Raw genomic sequence first — 19,679 nt, forward strand, 5'->3', positions numbered from 1 at the left:
TTCTTTAATATATTAACTTGTTGCATTCTCTTTGTATCTTGTACTCCGAAGAAAAACCATAATATAACAATATCTAAAGAGAGGTTGTATGGGGAATGGGTGTTAATGAGAGGCGAAAAACAGGTAAATTATCCTTATATTGAATTTTTTGACAATGATAGTGCTGTTTTCCATTCACGCGCAGATACAATATATCAATTTACATTTTCCATAAGAAAAGACTCATTATATCTTGTAGATATTTATGGGAAGAAATATGTAAATAAAATCATGGAACTAAATGACAGGAGTGTAATATTTGAAGGTATTGCGGATGTCACTAAGACTCAAGTATATGAAAAATGAATGATTATATTTCAGATTAGGTAATGTCCCAAATCGGGCGTTGTCAAAATAAAAAGAACAACAAACGTGGCACACAAACGACAATGCACGACAGCGATAAGAAACATTAAAGAAATTTGAATGGAATCCTTAAAAAAAATAGAAGCGGCTTGCAGGAGATTTGAAGAAGCTGCGATAAAGCATGCTGAAGCAACAGAAACAGGTAATTATGCACAAGCAAACAAAAGCTATCAGGTAATAGCTAAAAGTGCTCGTTATTTAAAAGAGACAAATAGCCTAAAGCAATTGTCTAAACTTCTATATAGCGAATCTGTTGGTGTTCGCATGTGGGCTGCAACATATCTTTTGCCTATTTTTGAACGCAATGCTATGCAAATATTGCAAAGTATTGCAAGTGGCAATAATATTCATTCGCTAACAGCTAAAATGACTATAGATGAGTGGGAAAAAGGGACCCTAATATTATAACTCAGTAATGCTACAAACGGGAGTTATCAAAATAACCATCTGATTATCATTTTAATTTTTAAAAGATTAAGCATAAAAGCAGGGATAGATTCTCTGCCTTTTGCTATATTTGTAGTCCAAAACAAAGAAAAATGAATATACGAGAACGCATTGGTACTTTGCGCTCCAGGTTGGGAGTAAAAAACTCAAGTTTTCAACACCAAACAAGAGTTTTATAAAAGGATTGACTAATTTTTTCACGGTTAGCGGTTGCGCTTGGAGGTAACACGGCCCGACTTTGTCAATGTTAACGTCACATTCTGCAACTTGCGGTTCGGGATGTCGAATATCACGTTCGGATTCATTCGCCTTCCCCTGAACTTCACTTCCAAGTGCAAATGCTCTGTGGTGGCTCGGCCCGTACGCCCCGTAAGGCCAATCACATCACCAGCCTTCACGCGCTGTCCCACCTTGACGAGGTTTTTGTACTGATGACTGTACAGTGTTTCAAAGCCATACCGGTGCTTGATGGTGATACAATTTCCGTAACCATAATGCGGCCCGGAAAGGGTCACCACGCCATCAAAGGCGGCCAAGATTTTATCTTTCGGCTTGGTCTTGAGGTCTGATCCGCTATGACCTCGTCTGCCTCCGTATGGACTAATGAGCTTGGCACCTGGCAAGGGAAATGCCCAATTACCAGATTTTTCCACCTCAGCCAAATCCAACTGGAACGAGTTACCTTGAGCAAAGGGATTGTCGGGATCGACACCCAGTCGTCGTTCCTGTTCGGACACCACGGCAACATCCACATGACGGCCCTTTTTTGTGCATTGGATCATTCGACGTCTGAGCTGATGACTGTTGCTCTCGATGATGATTTCGGGACGGATGCGCTTGCCGTCCACCATGATGGCAAAGGTGCAAAAAGCCCTGCCAGCCCGCTCACCCACGATGGCGAGGGTTTGTCCCGCCTTGACCGTTTCGCCAACCTTGACCAGATTTTGCGCATTGTTGCCATAAACGGTTTCCAAACCATTGGGATGTCGAACCACCACCACATGGCCGTATTCGGGAAACTTGCGTGACAAGCGAACCACACCGCCGAACATGGCCTTCACGGCATCGCCCTTCTTGGTTGCTATCTCCATGTAGAGATTGGGCAAGGTTTTGGGCTTTCCAACGGGAAGCGGAAACGAATATTCGTTGTCCTTAAGCTGTGTGAAGTCGATTGAAAACGATTTTTCCTTGTCAAACAGATGGGGTGTGGAGATGCTGATTTGCTGTTGTTCGGCCGCTGTGAATTGGTTAACCACGGGTGCAAACGCAGACAGCGTCACAACGGTGGTTGCAGCCAAGAGTATATTTCTTAATTGTAGTTTCATTCATCAACAAAAATAATGTGCAGACAAGGCACTACTCCCCGTTGCCGGGGGCGGTGCTGCCTGCATAGTTTACAACAAAATGATGCCGTTATAGATTCTCCCCGACTGGATGCCTAACCGCCGAGCCGAGAAATACGCATCCACCTGCTCGTACGTACAGATGCCGGTGGATAGGATTCGGTCATCACTTACGCCCACCTCAAGCAGCTGCAAGCGGTTGCATTCGGGCAGGTTGATATGCCATTTGTCCATGTGTTGGCTGATGGCAGGCATGTTGAAGCCGGCTTGTGCAAAGGCCTGATACACCTCGTCCCCTACTTCAAAATGGCGCAACGAGATGCCCGGTCCGATACAAGCATGCAGATGAGCGGGCTGCGTGTGGTAGGACTGCTGCATCGCCGCAACGGTTTTTTGCACGATACGCGCCACCGTTCCGCGCCAACCGGCGTGCACGGCAGCAGCGGCATGGTGCTCTTCATCGTACAACAGCACGGGGATACAGTCGGCTGTTGACACGCCAATACAAACATGGGGGATGGCCGTGATGAGTGCGTCAACGCCTTCGAGCAACCGCTGACGTGTAGACGGCGAGAGGGAGAAGAACTCTTCTGCGATGATTCGGGCCTCGGTGCCATGAACCTGGTGCGCCATCAACAAATGGGCATCGTCTATTTGCAGCTCGGCACACAGGGCCTTGCGGTTCATCATGACCGCATCGGGAGCGTCTCCGCAATAAGGATTGATGTTAAATTCACCATACTGACCGCCACTCACTCCACCTTTCCGCATGGAAGAGAATGCTCTTACACGCGGGTGCAGGGAATGATATGTGAGTTGTGGGTTGGTCAAAATATCGTTGTTTGGTAGAACTAAAGGACTTGTCAATCGTCTAGGTCCTCGTATTCAAAATCTTCCAGGTCGGCAACATCGTCGAGTTCATCATCGTTGACGTATTCTATCTCGGCAAACTCTCCCTCATCTGCCAACTCTGCGGCAAACTTGTCAGGATCTTTGTCACGGTGTACCAGATTGTCCTCGGCAATGATTCCCTTGAGTTTGTTGCTCTCACTGTTAAGTTCTTGCCACAGAATGTCCTTCAGTTCGTTGAGTCCTTTTCCCGTCACAGCAGAGATGAAGACCACGGGAAGGTCGGTAGGCAGGGTTTCATGGAGCATCTCAATGAGTTCGTCATCCAGCAAATCGCACTTCGTTACCGCCAAGACACGATGCTTGTCCATCATGTCGGGGTTAAACGTTCGCAACTCGTTGAGCAAGATGTCGTATTCCCGCTTGATGTCATCGGTATCGCCCGGCACCATGAAGAGCAGCAGCGAGTTGCGCTCGATGTGCCGTAAGAAACGAAGTCCAAGCCCCTTTCCCTCACTCGCCCCTTCGATGATGCCCGGGATGTCGGCCATGACAAACGATTTGTGGTCACGGTATTCCACGATGCCCAAGGAGGGTTCGAGCGTGGTGAACGGATAGTTGGCTATCTTGGGGCGTGCGCTGGATATGGCTGACACCAAGGTAGACTTGCCCGCATTGGGGAATCCAACCAAGCCAACATCGGCCAGCAGCTTCAGTTCGAGTATGATGGTGAGTTCCTGCATGGGCTCACCGGGTTGCGCATAGCGCGGAGCCTGATTGGTAGCTGTGCGGAATTGGAAGTTGCCCAGTCCGCCTCTGCCGCCTTTGAGCAACAGCACCTCTTGTCCATCCTCGGTGACATCACAAATATACTTGCCCGTCTCGGCATTGTACACCACCGTTCCGCAAGGCACGTCGATATAAACATCCTTGCCGTCGGCTCCGCTTCGTTTGTCGCGACCACCATCTCCACCATGCTCGGCAAAGATGTGTCGATCGTATCTGAGGTGCAACAGCGTCCAGTAGTTATGGTTTCCACGGAGATAGATGCTGCCACCTTTTCCGCCGTCACCACCGTCGGGTCCGCCGTTGTAGTTGTACTTCACATGCCGAAGGTGCATGGATCCCCGGCCGCCCTTACCGGAACGGCAGCAAATCTTTACATAGTCTACGAAATTGGAAGCCATAATTACTTTAAATCTTAACCTGTTATAAATATATGATTAGCAAACAAGAACCCATTGGCCACCAACAGCCAAGATTGCCTTCCTTATGAATCTGTCTATTTATATACTAAAAATAAAATAAACAGAACGAATAATGAACAAGCGTAATGTTTAACAAATAAAGCATTGGTTTTTTACGCTTCATGTCAAACTTCACTTAAAGCTCTGGCATGAAGCGTAAACGAATGCTTAAAGTTTATCAACTTCAGAAGTAATATCTTTCGTGATTCTTTCTAATTCACCCAAGCCGTTGATGTGATGATGAATACCCTCTTTTTTATACCATTCAATCAAAGGAGCAGTTTGAGAGTGATAAACATTCAAACGTTTCTTGATGGTTTCCTCGTTATCATCGGTACGGCCGCTCTCCTGTCCGCGGAGAATGAGGCGCTTCATCAGTTCATCTTCAGGCACATCCAACTCAATCATTGCTGCTACACAGTGACCGCGGTCGGCCAACATCTGCTTCAGAGCTTCGGCTTGAGGGATGGTACGTGGGAAACCATCGAAGATGACTCCCTTGTGATCCTTGCCGAAACTATCGTACACACTGGCCAGGATGTCAATCATGAGCTCGTCGGGAATCAACTGTCCCTTGTCGATATAGGCCTTGGCAGTCTTGCCCAATTCCGTACCGTTCTTAATTTCACTTCGCAACACGTCACCCGTGGAGATGTGTCCCAAACCATACTTTGCAATCAAGCGATCGCTCTGGGTGCCCTTTCCTGATCCAGGCGCACCGAATATTACAATATTTTTCATTCTTCTACTAATGTATAAATGTCTCTTAAATTTCTTCCTTGTTGTTCGTAATCAAGTCCATAACCCACGATGAAGTCGTTTGGAATCTCCATGGCCACATATTTGATGTCCAAAGGAACGCTCAACTTGCCGGGCTTCAGTAGCAAAGTACAAATGTCTATCGATGCCGGACCGCGCGTACCTAACGTTTCGATCATGCGACGCATCGTAGCTCCTGTGTCTACGATATCCTCAACAATGACCACATGTCGGTTGGTGATGTCCTCATTGAGCCCTATCACTTCCTTGATGACACCCGTGGAGGCGATGCCCTGATACGAAGCCAACTTGACAAACGATATCTCGCTGGGAATCGTGATGTATCGCATCAGGTCGGCCGCAAACACGAAAGAGCCGTTCAACACGGCGAGAAACAGCGGCTCTTTGCCTGCCAAGTCGGTATTGATTTGCTCGGCAACCGCTTTCACCCGCTCCAAGATATCAGCTTCCGGGATGAACGTTCTGAACGTTTTGTCCTTGATCGTTACTTTACTCATGGAATCTAAATTTGATGATTATCAATCGCAAAGTTACGAAAAATATCATAAACATGCGACAACACGCCGATGAAAGTAACAGGACGGAGGTAAAAATCGGCCAATACAGAGTCAACCAGCAATACAAATAAATAAAAGAGAGACTGCAGTATCCGAAAGATTAACTAACTTTGTATTGTGAAATATCATCAATTACCTCGGAACAAAGGTCACAAATTTTTGCCTTACTCCAAAAAAAAGACAGCGAGACAAGTAAATTGTTGACTCTGCGCTTCTATTTCAACGTCAATTTCCTTGTAAAAGTCGTCTGCAGTACCAAACTCTCTGTAATTTTTTCTTTGGCACTATAATATTCACACCTAATTAATAACCAAATAAAAAGATACACAAATATAGCAAGATTATCAACTTCTTCCATCACTTTCTTATCTCGAGCTCAGGTGTTGCGGTATTTCATTTTCTCAATCATAGTCCTATAGATCAAGTCAAATACGCGCTAATTTAATTCAACCAACGAGTAAGACAACAGAAGAAGCAACGAAGGTATTTAACATCTTTTAATCATTAAAATTTTGCACTTATAAATTTTAAAAACTATATTTGCAGCATCTATTTGTCAGACAAATAATACAAATGACCAATTGAATACCTAAACATGAAGATTAATACCGATACCGTAACATTAGTAGACCAGGTAGAACACAGTTTATTGAACTATTTCAAAGACAACGATTTACGATGTGGTGACCCGATTCCGAACGAACATCAGTTGGCCGACGAGTTTGGTGTAGGGCGAAGTGTGGTGCGCGAGGCATTGAGTGGATTGAAGATGATGGGAATGATCAACTCTCGGCCACGCAAGGGGATGGTACTATCCGAGCCTCCTGTTCTCAAAGGACTAAGGAGAGTTGTGGTCCCACGCATACTCAGTGACAAGACCATCTGGAACCTTCTGAATTTCCGTATTGCGCTGGAAATCGGAATCTCCAACGACATTTTCAGAAAGATTACCGACGAAGAAATCAAGGAACTCGATGAAATCGTCAAAATAGGCATCGCTTCGGAGAACAATGAATATGCACTGGTCAGTGAGTTCTCATTCCACGTAAAGTTGTACAATATCACCCGAAACGCCATTATCTCCGAATTTCAAGAAATCATCCATCCTGTATTGACCTATATACGTGAGAATTATACCAAAGAACTGCGCAAAATCAACATCGAACTGAAACAACGGAATCGGCTCGTTACGCACACCGATCTGCTGGAATGTATCAAGAACCGCGATGAAAAGGGCTATCGTGATAAAATAGAACAACACTTCGAGGTTTACAGGATATTGATGAAAGAACAAGGAAATCTGTAATGATGAAACGTAACCTACATACACGAGTATTGACTGTAGCAATGATTACCCAAATGATTGTTTCAACTTCCTTGTGTGCAGGCAACGGAAAAATAGCAAAAAGCACTATGATAATAGACTGGAAAACAATTCAGTCGCTGAAAAGCCTCGGACAGTCACCACACTCCAGGGGGCTTGCGGGCGCATTCTCAGGACGTATAGGGAAAGACCTCTATATCATTGGGGGTGCCAACTTTGATAAAGCCTACCCCTGGGAAGGCGGAAAGAAACGATGGTACAAGGAAATTCTACGGTATGGGCTGTCAAGCGACCGCTGGAACTGCTGTGAGGAAACACTGCCAGGCGAACTGGCTTACGGTGCATCCATCCAGCTTCGAGACGGATTTCTGTGCATCGGCGGATGCAATAAGACGGCATGCAGTGACCTTGTGTTCTATCTGACAATGGACAACGACAGGATTGTAGTCGACTCAACCCGCTTTCCACGCTTACCGGTCAAACTGGCCAACATGGCAGCAACCAAAATCAAAAACTGCATATACATTCTCGGTGGACAGACCTCCATGACCGATGACGCATCTACTAACCTATTCTACTGCCTTGACCTTAACAATCCGAAAGCGGGTTGGCAGCAATTGCCATCCTGGCCGGGGCCTTCCAGAGGCTATGCCGTCTGTGCCGGTCAGGGAAGAAGTCTATATCTGTTCAGTGGCAGGAGCTATTCAGGCAACCAACCCACCACGATGCACGAAGACGGCTATGTATTTGATACCCAAAAGCAAACATGGCGAAGGCTAAAGGGGCATTTCCCTGTCATGGCTGGAACGGCCATCGCCCAAGGGGAGAAGCTGGTATTCCTCGGAGGAGTGGAACAATTGCTCCCAACCACGCCCAACCATCCTGGATTCAGCAGGCTGGTCAGAGTTTACGACACCAGGAAAGAAGCCTTCGACCCGCCCATCCTGTCTCCCTACCCTCTGGCCGTGACAACCAATATCGTCGTCATCGGCAACACCTTCTACATCATGAGCGGCGAGATTCAACCAGGCATACGAACGCCCGAAATAATTACTGGAACCCTGAAACGAAAATAATAACTAAAAACAAAAATATGATTACCCACACACGTTTAGAAGGCATGATTGCTGCCGTATTTACTCCTTTTACTAAAGAAGATGAAGTAAACCTCGAAATGATTGACCGCTATGCCGACTGGATTGCGTCAACAACCATCCAAGGCGTATTTGTATGCGGTACTACCGGCGAATTCTCATCACTCACCATTGAGGAGAGACAACAGATTTTAGCACGGTGGATAGAAGCCTCCAAGCACAGATTCAAGGTCATTGCGCACGTAGGATCCAATTGCCAGAAAGACTCTGCTCAACTGGCTCGCCATGCTGCAGCCTGTCATGCCGACGCCATTGCCTCGATAGCGCCCAGCTTCTTCAAGCCAGGCACAGTCAACGACCTGGTGAACTACTTCAAACCCGTCTGCGAAGCAGCCCCCGAAACGCCATTCTACTACTACAATATGCCCTCGATCACCGGAGTGGACCTGCCGGTAAATGAATTTCTGACCGAAGGAAGCAAGGTAATTCCCAACCTTGTGGGCGTGAAGTTCACCCACAACAACCTCATGGAGATGCAGCAGTGCATAAATCTGGAAAATCATTTGTTTGAGATTTTAAACGGATTCGACGAGATTCTGATTGCTGGAATCTCCATCGGAGCAGTCGCAGGAGTGGGAAGCACCTACAACTATATCCCATCTGTCTACCAGCATGTATTCGATGCCATGCGCAAGAACAACATGGCAGAGGCCCGACAATGGCAACTGAAATCAGTGGAGATGGTGAAACTCATCATCAGATACGGCGGTGGTGTGCGCGGTGGGAAGGCCATCATGAGCCTCATCGGTATTGATTGCGGCAACTGCCGACTCCCCTTGCCAGCCTATACCGAAGACGAACTGGCCTGCATCCGCAAGGATTGGGAATACCTGGGTATCAGACCCTAAAACCATTGTCAGGAAAGAGACTGCCGAGAAATATTACTAACCATCAACAATAGATTTTTGCACAAATGAAGAAGATGTATTATATCCTCTTTATGCTCGTATTGGCCTTTTCCGAAAGCGCATTTTCACAAAAAATACGGCTCACAATAGAATCTCCCACCATACCGGTTTTGGTTAAAAAAGAGATCAATCCGACCATCAAGTTGAACTTCATTCAGCATGGCCAACGCCCCTATACCATCCAGAAGATAATAGTGGACGCATTGAAGAGCACCGACCCGAACGACATCCTGTCTGTCGGAGTCTATGGCTCCAGCAAGAAAGGTATGGTTGACACGCTTCAAATTTTCAATAAGCCACAGGCGCCGAAAGGCAGGATTGTTTTCACCAACCCCATCAACGTGGCAACCGACACCTTCTCACTTTGGATAGCAGTAAAACTAAGGGAAAAGGTCAGTCTCGACCATAAAGTCGTCATACAGTGCAAAGAGGTGATAACCAATAGAGGAAAACTCACCTTCCGCAGCGCCACAGCCAACATCAATCCACTGCGCATAGGCGTTGCGGTAAGACAGAAGGGACAAGATGGTGTCAACACCTCGCGCATTCCAGGCATTGCGACGGCCAATGACGGCACCCTCATGGCTATTTTCGATGCCCGATATCAATCGTCGAGAGACTTGCAAGGCGACATAGACATTGCCATGCACCGCAGCTTTGACAAGGGACTGACATGGGGACCCATGCAAAAGGTCATCGACATGGGGACATGGGGCGATCTGCCGCAGAAATACAACGGTGTAAGCGATGCCTGCATTCTGGTAGACCGCTCGAACGGCGACATTTACGTGGCCGGTCTATGGATGCACGGACTGCTGGACAAGCAGGGGAAATGGATGCAGGGACTGACCGAAAGTAACAACGAATGGGAACACCAATGGCGCAACAAAGGCTCACAGCGTGGGTTTGGACTGAGGGAAACTTCGCAATTCCTGATCACCAAGAGCACCGACAATGGTGCCACATGGGGCTATCCCGACAACATCACGCCCAAGGTAAAGAAAGAAGACTGGTGGCTCTTAGCTCCCGCACCCGGCCAGGGACTGTGTACGAGCGACGGGAAACTAATCTTCCCAACCGATGGACGCGACTCTACCGGCATGCCTTTTTCTAACATCACGTACAGCCTGGACCATGGTAGGACGTGGAAAACAAGCAATCCGGCCTATCATAACGCCACCGAAAGCAACGCGGTGGAGCTGACCGACGGAAGCATTATGCTCAATATGCGCGACAACACCAACAAGGGCAACACTCAAACCAACGGACGAAGAATATCGACCACTGACGACCTTGGACAGACATGGACCGAGCATCCCACTTCCAAGAAAGCACTCGTGGAGCCTACCTGCATGGGAAGCCTCTACCGTCATTACTACACCGAGAACGGAGAACGGAAGAGCATCTTGCTGTTTGTCAATCCCAGCGACACATCTATCAGAGACAAGATTACGCTGAAGGTAAGCTTTGACGACGGAATGAGCTGGCCGGAGAAATACTGGATTATGCTCGACCAGTTCAGAAGTCCCGCCTACTCCAGTATCACGTCGATAGATGAACAGTCGGTCGGCATCCTTTTCGAGAGTAGTCAGGCCCAACTGGTATTCCTTAAACTAAGTCTGAAAGAAATATTGAAACGATGAAACAGACACAACAACATAGCAAAGCCTATCCCTGGGTGGTGGTAGGACTGCTCTGGGGAGTTGGATTCCTCAACTACATGGACCGGCAGATGCTATCTACCATGCGTGTTCCGATGATGCAAGACATCAGTGAGTTGCAACAGGCCGTCAACTTCGGTCACCTCATGGCCATCTTCCTATGGGTTTATGGTTTGATGAGCCCGGTATCGGGCTTGATTGGTGACCGATTCAGCCGAAAGCGTCTCATTGTGGGAAGTTTGTGCGTGTGGTCGTCCGTCACGTTGCTGATGGGCTATGCCACCTCTTTCAACCAGCTGCTTGTGCTCCGTGGCATCATGGGATTGAGCGAGGCCCTGTATCTGCCTGCAGCTCTCTCATTGATAGCCGACTACCACAAAGACCGAACCCGCTCTCTGGCGATTGGTATTCACATGACCGGCCTCTACTTCGGCCAGTCGATTGGTGGATTCGGCGCCACACTGTCGATGATGTACTCTTGGCAGACCACCTTCCATTGGTTTGGCATCATTGGAATTGCTTACGGTCTGATGCTCAGTATCTTCCTGAAAGACGCACCAGTGAGCGAGACTGAGGCCGTTTCCAACCAGACTCAGCCATCCGTGACGCAGAGTCTGAAGAAGCTGCTCACCAACAAGTTCTTCCTCATCATCCTCATTTATTTCTGCATTCCCGGCACACCCGGCTGGGCCATTAAGAATTGGCTGCCAACGCTCTATGCCAACGACCTGGCACTGTCACCATCTGTTGCTGGTCCGTTGTCTACCTTATCCATCGCATTGTCATCGCTCTTAGGAGTTATTCTTGGCGGTTACATTTCCGACCGCTGGGTACACCGCAATATCAGGGGGCGTATCTTCACAGGCGTACTGGGACTAGGCATGATTTCTCCTGCGCTGCTACTCATCGGCAATGGCTCGTCCATGTTCACCATCATGCTGGGAACAGTCTTATTCGGAATAGGCTTCGGCTTCTTCGATGCTAATAACATGCCGATTCTCTGCCAGTTTGTTTCTACCAAATACCGATCTACGGCATACGGACTGATGAATATGTGCGGCGTGTTTGCTGGTGCAGGTATCACCAGCATCATCGGAAAGTCGCTCGACTCGGGACACGTAACCCGTGATTTCAATATCATGGCCCTGACTGTGCTCATCGCCATGTTTGCCGTTGGCTATCTGCTTCGTCCCAAGACAATCGACAAGCAGTAGACCTCACCAACCTTCTCATCCCTCTCGTTCTATCCAGCTGTCCATAAAAGCAGCGAATAAGAATGAAGAACAACATAAATTCTTTTACACGAATACTAACAATTTATAACCACCTTATTATGATAATTGAACCTAAAACTACAAGAGAAAGTCATTCTGTCGTGAGAATGCTCCTCTTTCTTTGCGTCTGTTTCCTCTTTGTTCCAGAAGTGAGATCGGGAACAACCGATTTTCAGCAAAGCAATACAGAGAAACGCATTACGGTGACGGGGACTATTCTTGATGAAAACCAGGAACCACTCGTGGGCGTTACAGTCTCAACCAAGGATGGGAAAGGTAACACCGTTACAAACATAGATGGAAAATTCACCATTCAAACAGCTTCCAACGCCGTACTGGTGATGACCTATCTCGGTATGGACAAGATGGAAGTTCCGGTCAAAGGTCGCACACATTTGACAACTGTGATGAAAAGCAATCAGATAGCATTGTCGGACGTGGTAGTCATTGGCTACGGTAAGCAGTCGAAGGCAACCCTAACCAGTGCTATCACCAAGGTCGATTCGAAGGATATGGCCATCTCTCCGTCGGGCAACCCCATGTCGATGCTTCAGGGAAAAGTACCTGGTATGCAGATTAGAGTCAATTCCGGGCAGCCGGGCAGCAATCCACAGATCATCGTCAGAGGAGGAACTACGACCAGTCCTGAATCAGATGCGCCGCTGGTTATCATCGATGGTGTCATCCGAATGGTGAAGGACATCAACTACTCTGACATCGAAACCATTCAGGTATTGAAGGATGCCGCCTCAACAGCCATCTACGGATCGAAAGCCTCAAGAGGTATCATCATGATTACCACCAAGCAGGGAAAGGTAGGCAAGGGAACTCTTTCTTTCAAATATGGTCTGTCAATTGACAACCAGCCTAAGCTGATGCCACTGTCCAACGCACGTGAATATCTCACCGCTACCCGATTCGCAGCCTTGCACGCCAACAATCCCGGAAAATATCTCAACGGAACATTCGGCATGAGCACCAATAATGCGCGCAACACACTGACAACCACAGCTTTCCTCGACGACTATATCACCAAATACGGACAGGATTATGTGGAAAACCTACTCACCAATCAGGGATGGGAAATCATGGAAGATCCCGCTACACCAGGTAAGATGCTCATATTCAAAGACACCGATTTCCAGAAAAACCTATTCCGGACGGCCGTGAATCACGACTACAACCTGACCTTCAGTGGAGGAAACGACCGCTCTACGTTCTACACGAGCCTCGGCTATCTCACGCAAGATGGCATCGTTGTAGGATCTAACTACGACCGATGGAGCTTCCTGACCAATGCTTCCTATAAGATTTTCGACAACTTGAAGGTGAAAGCTATGCTAAACTACTCCATTCACAACTCAAGAGGCATCAACGAGAAAAATGTTATGTCACGTGCATCTAAGATGCCTCCAACCATCAGACAGTGGTACGAAGACGGAACGCCGGCACCGGGAGAGCTCACCAGCTCGTTTCGAACACGACAGCATGAAATCTATTATCAGGAGCAGGAAAACAAGGTGAGTCGACTGAATCTGTCCGTAGAGCTGGACTGGGAACTCTTGCCGAGCCTGCATCTCAAGCCGATGTTCTCGTTCACCAATAACGAAGGAAAGGATCACAATTTTGAGCGTTACAACGAGGTGGTAAAAAACCGCCCTGTTTACGAGGCTCACAACATGGATCTGCATTACCAGTATGACCTGGTGCTCAACTATAACAAGTCCTTCGCTCAGAAACATAACTTCGATTTCATGCTCGGAGGCAACTACATATACGACAGCTGGTACCGTTTCAACGGATCGGGCTATGGAGGTACATCCGACTATATCGAAACCCTGAACGGTATTGCGGCCGAGACCGCCAAGACAACCTCTAAGCAGACCTACAAGAAGATGAGCAGCTACTTCGGCCGTGTGAACTATAACTACGACATGAAATATCTCTTCTCGGCCAGTCTCCGTTATGACGGATCCTCTCACTTCGCCGCCAACCACAAGTATGCCATGTTCCCAGGAATATCGGCAGGATGGAACATCCACCGCGAGAATTTCTTCAAGCCTTACACCAACGTCATCAACAACCTGAAGCTGAGGGCAAGCTGGGGTAAGACCGGTTACGACAATCTGTCGCTGAGCGACACAGAAGGATCTTATGCCGCAGGACACAACTATGGAGGTGAGGCAGGTATTCTGAACGATGTACTGATGAACCGCGACCTGCTGTGGGAAGAGACCATATCGACCAACTTGGGCTTCGACCTGGGTCTGTTCAATAACCGGTTAATGTTCTCGGCTGATGCCTATACAAAGACTACCAACAACCGACTGATTGATGAGAAACTATGGTCGGAAACCGGTTTTTCCTCCATCAAGTCAAACTTTGGCTCGCTCAACACGAAGGGGCTTGAGTTTACCCTGAGCGCAGTGCCGGTTCAGACACACGACTTCAACTGGACCATCGATGCCAACTTCACCATTTTCAGAACTGTCATCAGCAAGCTGCCCAACAATGGAGCCGACAAGAACCGCACAGGCGGAGGAATCATCTTCGACCCAACACTTGGCAAATATATTGAAGTAGGAGGCTTTGCCGAAGGAGAGCGTTTCGGTGCACGGTTTGCCTATCAGCTCGACGGCGTATATGCCACCGACGAAGACGCTGCCAACGCCCCTTATGACGAAGGTGTGTCGTCAGACTGGCTGGGCAAGGGCAAGAAGGCAGGTGACGCCATCTGGCGAGACGTTGACCACAACGGCATCATCAACTCAAAGGACATGGTATTCGTTGGATACCTGCATCCCGACAAGCTGGGCGGACTCTCACAGACTTTCAGCTACAAGAAATTCAGGCTGCGATTCGTGACCGACTTCTCTATGGGCAATGTCATCGATAACCAATTCAGGGCACAGGCCAACGCCAATTCGCGCAACAACTACGCCACTATTCATGACGTAGTCAGCGACAAGATGTGGCATAAGCCGGGCGACATCGCTACCATTCCAAGATACGACGTTGAATCTGACTGGGACAACGGCAAGCGAAACCACGGACGTCCCAACTCTGCTACCATCGGATTCAAAGGAGGAAGCGTGAACACGCTCTACATCAAGAAGGGCGACTATCTGGCTTTCAGAGAGCTGTCGCTTTCCTATCTATTGGAAACCAACTGGCTGAAGGCAATCAAGATTAGTCGCATGGATCTTTCAGCCGCCGTATACAACCTAGGATACTGGACTGCCTACGACGGACTCACACCTGAAGTTATCGGTGCCGATGCGGGTAAATACGCACGTCCGAGACAATTCTTATTCACAGTCAATTTTACATTTTAATAACTGAGACCGAAATGAAAAGATATATTTTAAGCATTTTCGCTCTAACCTCAATATTCATCCTCTCCGGTTGTGAATCTATTTTGGAGGTAGACCCCATTTCAGAAATTACCAACAGTAACTATTGGAAATCAGAATCAGACGTGAAGGGCTATCTTGTCGGAGCCTACAGCTTCAACCGTACGCTGACTAACAAAACCCTCTATGGTGAAGACCGCGGCGACGCAATGGTATCAGGCGTAATTGGCGGCGTGAGCCGAGCACATCAGCATGAGCTGAATGAGGAATACGGCTACGACTGGGTTGACTTCTACAAGATGCTCCACCACTGTAACATGCTCATCAAGCATGCACCCAAAATCTCATTCGGCCAGCCGAAAGATCGCGACCGAATCCTGGCGCAGGCCTATACACTCAGGGCAAAAACCTATCTCACGTTGATTGAGTCGTGGGGTGACGTTCCATTGGTTCTCGAACCCACCGAGACTTATAACAAGGATGCACGTCCTGCCCGCTCATCGCAGCAGGAAGTGATGAATCAAATTCTCGAAGATACCAACAAGGCCATCGAACTGTATCCAGAGTCATCGATTCCCGACAAAAACAAAATGTCGAAGCCTGCTGCTCTCTGTGTCAAGGCAGAGGCACTGGCCTGGAAATACACTGTGCAGAAAAGCAACGACAGACAGAATCTCATCGATGCCATCGCAGCCATTGAGGAAGTGGAGAACAGCGGTGTGAGCCTGATGGACAACTATGCCGACATATTCGATGTGAATCATGAGAAGAACAGTGAGATTATCTTCTCGATCTATCTCAAGCTGGATGAATACAATGATATGTATATGTCGCGCCTATCGATGTCGGCTGCTGCCGGAACACTGTCGGCCGACGTGGTGAACAAGGAAGATATTCCGTACACCAATTCCACTATTGCGCGCCACGTGTACGCACCCTCACCTCGTCTGAGGTCGCTTTTCGATGTCAAAGATAAACGGGCTGCCTCAGCCTATATCGATGCCGTGACAAAAGACGGACAAGTGAAATTCACCTCACAGAACAAGTATCGCGGAGCCGTCTATTCTGACGACCGCCACTTCGACAACGATATCGTGGTATATCGTTTGGGCGGAATATTACTGCTCAAGGCCGAGCTGCTCTGCTATCTCGGTGGAGAAAATGTACAGAAAGCTATCGACATTCTAAACGTGACACGCAATAGGGCCGGCGTAAGCAATTACATGGGTGCGACCGACCAGCTGTCGGTCCAGAAGGAAGCGCTGAACGAGAGAGGACGTGAACTATGCTTCGAGCTGAAGAGATGGCCCGACCTGATGCGTGCCCATGCCGCAGGGACCATTGATATCTATAATTATGTTCCCAATCTGGTGGGCAAGTCAACCCCGTTATACTTTCCTATACTGCGGAAGATGATTGACCAGAATCCAAATCTTACTCAAACCCAAGGCTATTAAAACTCTATGAAAATGAAAACTATTAAAATCATAATTACAAGCTTGGTATACCTCTGCCTCACAACATCTTGCTACAACGAGGATCCTAGTATTGCCGACCTGCCAGTCATGACCGGCAAGCCATATTCCATCCATAGTGACGGCTACGCTTTTTTCAGAATACCGAGCATGGTGATTACCAAGAACGGAACCATTCTGGCCTTTGCCGAAGGCAGGGTAAACAGCGTGGCCGATCAGGGCGACATCGATATCGTGCTGAAACGGTCAACCGACAGGGGAAAAACTTGGAGCAACATCATCAAGGTGAAGGACGACGGTAAGAATAGATGCCGCAACCAGGTGCCTATTTACCTGCCCGAAAGCAACCGCATATTGTTAGTTTCGTGCTGGGACTCTGAAGATGTGAAGGGTATACAGATCTGTGTTACCCATTCTGACGATGAGGGGCTGACCTGGTCGGCCGAGAAGAAAATCACCTCAAGCGTGATGTTCGACAACGACCGATGGTATGCCACCGGTCCCTGCCACGGTATCGTGAAACAGTTTGAGCCACACAAGGGACGCATCATCGTGCCCTGCAACCACCATCTGAAAAATCAGCCACAAGGACGTTCGCACGTCATCTATTCGGATGATGGCGGTGAAACCTGGCATATAGGAGGTATTGTAGACAAGTTCAACACCAATGAAAGTTCAGTGACCGAGCTGAGCAACGGAAATCTACTGCTTGACATGCGTAATCAGGACGCCAAGTCGCAGAACAACAAGCGCTACCGCATTCATGCCATCAGCACCGACGGTGGAGAAAGTTGGGGACCTTCCTATCAGTCTACACTCCTCGACCCCATTTGTCAGGGTTCAATCCTCTATGCCGGCACGGGAGACAACGGAATGGGACGCATCCTCTTCTCAAATCCCAACAGCATAACCAGACGCAACAACAACACATTGCAGATGAGCGAGGATGATGGAAAGACTTGGACAAAATCGTTTTCATATACAGGCTCAGATTTCGGAGGCTATTCAGACATCTCCATGTTTCCCGAAGGAACGGTCGGCGTACTCTATGAATTTGGCTTTAAGAACATCGGAGGCATTGCCTTCCAGGAAGTAAATCTGTCACAACTGAAATAATTTTGCAACAACTTTTAATGACGATAATATGAAAATATCAATAAAAACAGCAATCGGCCTGTTTGTCGCTCTCACGATGTTTGCCTCGTGTAAAGATGAGGAGCAGACAATACTCAATGCCGACTTCAGTGCCAGCAAGTTAGAAGTGGCAGCGGGTGAGAAAGTAATGTTCAAGGACCAGTCGACTGGCAATCCTGCCCGATGGAACTGGGTGTTCGAAGGAGGAACACCAGCCATATCGCAGTTGTTCAGTCCGGAAATCATCTACGAAAAACCTGGCGTATATACGGTGACTCTCACCGTAGGTCGCTCTGACGACAGCAGCATGGTTGAACGGAAGCAATACATTACCGTGGACTATCCCAAGCAAATGACGGCCGACTTCACAGCCGACAAGACCATTGCTATGAATGATGAAATGATTCAGTTCACCGACCTCACTACAGGTTATCCCTCGGCTTGGAAATGGACCTTCATGTCCGACAAGGGAACAGTGGTGACATCAGCAGAACAAAACCCGCTACTGAAATTCGAGCCTGGGCTCTATACCGTAAAACTGGAGGCAAGCAACCCAAAGGCTTCCAACTCAATAGAGAAAACCGATTTTCTGAATGTCATCGACAAAAATGCCGTATCAGCTAATTTCACCGCCGACCACAGAATGATAGTGGAGGGCAACAGTGTAAAATTCACTGACAGCAGCCTCGGAAGGGCAACGCAGTGGAACTGGACCTTTGAGGGAGGAAGTCCGGCAACCTCGTCGGCACAGTCGCCTACTGTTACCTTCAAGAACGCTGGACGATACAAAGTTCAGCTCACAGCATCGAATGAGGTAAACTCATCAACAGCAACCCAAGAAGGCTATATCGTCGTGCTTCCAGCCAAGGATCTCGTAGCCTTCTATCCTTTCGATGGTGACGGCAAGGACGTGGGTCCAAACGGCATTCATTCGCAGATTCTGAAAAAGGGTGACAATATCAATGTCAATTTCAATGCGCCATCAAGAAAGGAAGGAACGAATTCGGCTGAATTCCAGAGCGTGAGCAATGATCGCTTTGCCATTCTCACACTGCCCGACAATAGTTTACTAAACTTCCAGGCCAAACCAGTTACAACTGCTTTCTGGGTGAAGACTTCCAACAAAACAGCCTCCAAAATGGGTGTATTCCAACAGGGTTCAGGACCAAACGCAAGTCCGGACGGCAAGAACAAGCAGACCTGGTTCAGATTCCAGAAGGGCAGCCCTTATCTGAGATATGTCGTTGAGTACAGCAAAAAGTCAGGCAACTGGACCGATTACAAGGCTCATCCAATGACAGACGGGCAGTGGCATCATTACGTCTGTGTACACAGTAATGGCAGTACCTATCTCTATATAGACGGCGTAAAAGTATCTGAGGCACTAAATAAGGGTTTGAAGGAAATCGATGCCAAGCCTTACTACATTGGTGCGATGTATCGTGGAGCAGAAACAAACCGATCGTACGAAAACTTCTTAGACGGATGTATTGACGACTATGTCATCTACAGTCGCGCCCTGAGTGCTGCTGAGATAAAGGCCTTGTACGATTCTATGAAATAAAGCAAATAGCAAACTAAAAAATAGGCAAATAATTTTTTTAGTCAGCCATTACACTGGGTATGCCTGCAAACTGTCAGGCATACCTCTTTTTAATGTAAGCATCCAATAGGCAATTTAGCACAATAGTTAGTTAAACTTTGAGATAATGGTTACGCATCTTTGTAAGCATCCAATATTAACCGCCTTTGTAAGCTTTTCCTTCTT

16 protein-coding genes are annotated in these 19,679 nt (G+C 47.8%); 11 read left to right on the forward strand and 5 right to left on the reverse strand.

Annotation, left to right across the window (positions count from 1 at the left end; genetic code table 11):
- Both HMPREF0650_RS13385 and HMPREF0650_RS11680 read left to right on the forward strand, forming a co-directional pair.
- Nucleotides 1-345 (forward strand): hypothetical protein (locus tag HMPREF0650_RS13385; protein WP_040563351.1); only part of this gene is annotated, 345 nt, incomplete at its 5' end.
- A 120-nt stretch (nt 346-465) separates the two neighbouring features.
- Complete coding sequence (locus tag HMPREF0650_RS11680; RefSeq protein ID WP_040563353.1) at nt 466-813, forward strand: DUF2019 domain-containing protein; 348 nt, start codon at nt 466-468, stop codon at nt 811-813.
- Nucleotides 814-1,055: 242 nt separating this feature from the next.
- Here HMPREF0650_RS11680 and HMPREF0650_RS11685 read toward each other — a convergent pair whose 3' ends face one another.
- The 5 genes from HMPREF0650_RS11685 to hpt all read right to left on the reverse strand — a co-directional run bounded on the left by HMPREF0650_RS11685 (nt 1,056) and on the right by hpt (nt 5,568).
- Nucleotides 1,056-2,177 (reverse strand): M23 family metallopeptidase, encoded by a 1,122-nt coding sequence (locus HMPREF0650_RS11685; RefSeq protein WP_040563355.1) that lies wholly within the window; start codon nt 2,175-2,177, stop codon nt 1,056-1,058.
- Nucleotides 2,178-2,246: 69 nt separating this feature from the next.
- Nucleotides 2,247-2,966: a peptidoglycan editing factor PgeF gene (gene pgeF / locus HMPREF0650_RS11690; protein ID WP_050774877.1), complete on the reverse strand. Its 720-nt coding sequence runs from the start codon at nt 2,964-2,966 to the stop codon at nt 2,247-2,249.
- Between the two features lie 92 nt (nt 2,967-3,058).
- Nucleotides 3,059-4,231 (reverse strand): GTPase ObgE, encoded by a 1,173-nt coding sequence (obgE, locus tag HMPREF0650_RS11695; protein ID WP_004351034.1) that lies wholly within the window; start codon nt 4,229-4,231, stop codon nt 3,059-3,061.
- 228 nt (nt 4,232-4,459) lie between these two features.
- On the reverse strand, nt 4,460-5,032 hold the full coding sequence (locus tag HMPREF0650_RS11700; RefSeq protein WP_004351035.1) for an adenylate kinase: 573 nt from the start codon (nt 5,030-5,032) through the stop codon (nt 4,460-4,462).
- Nucleotides 5,029-5,568 (reverse strand): hypoxanthine phosphoribosyltransferase, encoded by a 540-nt coding sequence (gene hpt / locus HMPREF0650_RS11705; RefSeq protein ID WP_004351036.1) that lies wholly within the window; start codon nt 5,566-5,568, stop codon nt 5,029-5,031. The genes HMPREF0650_RS11700 and hpt overlap by 4 nt, the downstream gene beginning before the upstream one ends.
- A 655-nt stretch (nt 5,569-6,223) precedes the next feature.
- On the opposite strand from hpt, the gene HMPREF0650_RS11710 reads away from it, so the two are divergent.
- From HMPREF0650_RS11710 to HMPREF0650_RS11750, 9 genes are all read left to right on the forward strand, one after another.
- A complete protein-coding gene (locus HMPREF0650_RS11710) occupies nt 6,224-6,934 on the forward strand; it encodes a FadR/GntR family transcriptional regulator (RefSeq protein ID WP_004351037.1) in 711 nt (236 codons plus the stop codon).
- A 107-nt stretch (nt 6,935-7,041) separates the two neighbouring features.
- On the forward strand, nt 7,042-8,028 hold the full coding sequence (locus HMPREF0650_RS11715; protein ID WP_050774878.1) for a kelch repeat-containing protein: 987 nt from the start codon (nt 7,042-7,044) through the stop codon (nt 8,026-8,028).
- A 17-nt stretch (nt 8,029-8,045) separates the two neighbouring features.
- Nucleotides 8,046-8,954, forward strand: coding sequence for a dihydrodipicolinate synthase family protein (locus tag HMPREF0650_RS11720; RefSeq protein WP_004351039.1), 909 nt, complete (start codon nt 8,046-8,048; stop codon nt 8,952-8,954).
- Between the two features lie 65 nt (nt 8,955-9,019).
- Nucleotides 9,020-10,657 (forward strand): sialidase family protein, encoded by a 1,638-nt coding sequence (locus HMPREF0650_RS11725; protein ID WP_004351040.1) that lies wholly within the window; start codon nt 9,020-9,022, stop codon nt 10,655-10,657.
- Nucleotides 10,654-11,889 (forward strand): MFS transporter, encoded by a 1,236-nt coding sequence (locus HMPREF0650_RS11730; protein WP_004351041.1) that lies wholly within the window; start codon nt 10,654-10,656, stop codon nt 11,887-11,889. The genes HMPREF0650_RS11725 and HMPREF0650_RS11730 overlap by 4 nt, the downstream gene beginning before the upstream one ends.
- Before the next feature lie 119 nt (nt 11,890-12,008).
- The gene (locus tag HMPREF0650_RS11735) at nt 12,009-15,284 is read left to right on the forward strand and encodes a SusC/RagA family TonB-linked outer membrane protein (protein ID WP_245543508.1); all 3,276 of its coding nucleotides are present in this window, start codon (nt 12,009-12,011) and stop codon (nt 15,282-15,284) included.
- 14 nt (nt 15,285-15,298) lie between these two features.
- On the forward strand, nt 15,299-16,759 hold the full coding sequence (locus HMPREF0650_RS11740) for a RagB/SusD family nutrient uptake outer membrane protein (protein WP_004351043.1): 1,461 nt from the start codon (nt 15,299-15,301) through the stop codon (nt 16,757-16,759).
- Between the two features lie 12 nt (nt 16,760-16,771).
- The gene (locus tag HMPREF0650_RS11745) at nt 16,772-17,893 is read left to right on the forward strand and encodes a sialidase family protein (protein ID WP_155813649.1); all 1,122 of its coding nucleotides are present in this window, start codon (nt 16,772-16,774) and stop codon (nt 17,891-17,893) included.
- A gap of 28 nt (nt 17,894-17,921) precedes the next feature.
- Nucleotides 17,922-19,475, forward strand: coding sequence for a PKD domain-containing protein (locus tag HMPREF0650_RS11750; RefSeq protein WP_004351045.1), 1,554 nt, complete (start codon nt 17,922-17,924; stop codon nt 19,473-19,475).
- The last annotated feature ends 204 nt before the right edge of the window (nt 19,476-19,679 follow it).

Origin of the sequence: Hoylesella buccalis ATCC 35310, from assembly GCF_000177075.1 — a bacterium.
Taxonomy (GTDB): domain Bacteria; phylum Bacteroidota; class Bacteroidia; order Bacteroidales; family Bacteroidaceae; genus Prevotella; species Prevotella buccalis.

Bases quoted from the DNA above. Each gene is read 5' to 3' on its own strand.
- HMPREF0650_RS11680 (WP_040563353.1), top strand. From the start codon at position 466: ATGGAATCCTTAAAAAAAATAGAAGCGGCTTGCAGGAGATTTGAAGAA.
- HMPREF0650_RS11685 (WP_040563355.1), bottom strand. From the start codon at position 2,177: ATGAAACTACAATTAAGAAATATACTCTTGGCTGCAACCACCGTTGTG.
- pgeF (WP_050774877.1), bottom strand. From the start codon at position 2,966: ATGCGGAAAGGTGGAGTGAGTGGCGGTCAGTATGGTGAATTTAACATC.
- obgE (WP_004351034.1), bottom strand. From the start codon at position 4,231: ATGGCTTCCAATTTCGTAGACTATGTAAAGATTTGCTGCCGTTCCGGT.
- HMPREF0650_RS11700 (WP_004351035.1), bottom strand. From the start codon at position 5,032: ATGAAAAATATTGTAATATTCGGTGCGCCTGGATCAGGAAAGGGCACC.
- hpt (WP_004351036.1), bottom strand. From the start codon at position 5,568: ATGAGTAAAGTAACGATCAAGGACAAAACGTTCAGAACGTTCATCCCG.
- HMPREF0650_RS11710 (WP_004351037.1), top strand. From the start codon at position 6,224: ATGAAGATTAATACCGATACCGTAACATTAGTAGACCAGGTAGAACAC.
- HMPREF0650_RS11715 (WP_050774878.1), top strand. From the start codon at position 7,042: ATGATAATAGACTGGAAAACAATTCAGTCGCTGAAAAGCCTCGGACAG.
- HMPREF0650_RS11720 (WP_004351039.1), top strand. From the start codon at position 8,046: ATGATTACCCACACACGTTTAGAAGGCATGATTGCTGCCGTATTTACT.
- HMPREF0650_RS11725 (WP_004351040.1), top strand. From the start codon at position 9,020: ATGAAGAAGATGTATTATATCCTCTTTATGCTCGTATTGGCCTTTTCC.
- HMPREF0650_RS11730 (WP_004351041.1), top strand. From the start codon at position 10,654: ATGAAACAGACACAACAACATAGCAAAGCCTATCCCTGGGTGGTGGTA.
- HMPREF0650_RS11735 (WP_245543508.1), top strand. From the start codon at position 12,009: ATGATAATTGAACCTAAAACTACAAGAGAAAGTCATTCTGTCGTGAGA.
- HMPREF0650_RS11740 (WP_004351043.1), top strand. From the start codon at position 15,299: ATGAAAAGATATATTTTAAGCATTTTCGCTCTAACCTCAATATTCATC.
- HMPREF0650_RS11745 (WP_155813649.1), top strand. From the start codon at position 16,772: ATGAAAACTATTAAAATCATAATTACAAGCTTGGTATACCTCTGCCTC.
- HMPREF0650_RS11750 (WP_004351045.1), top strand. From the start codon at position 17,922: ATGAAAATATCAATAAAAACAGCAATCGGCCTGTTTGTCGCTCTCACG.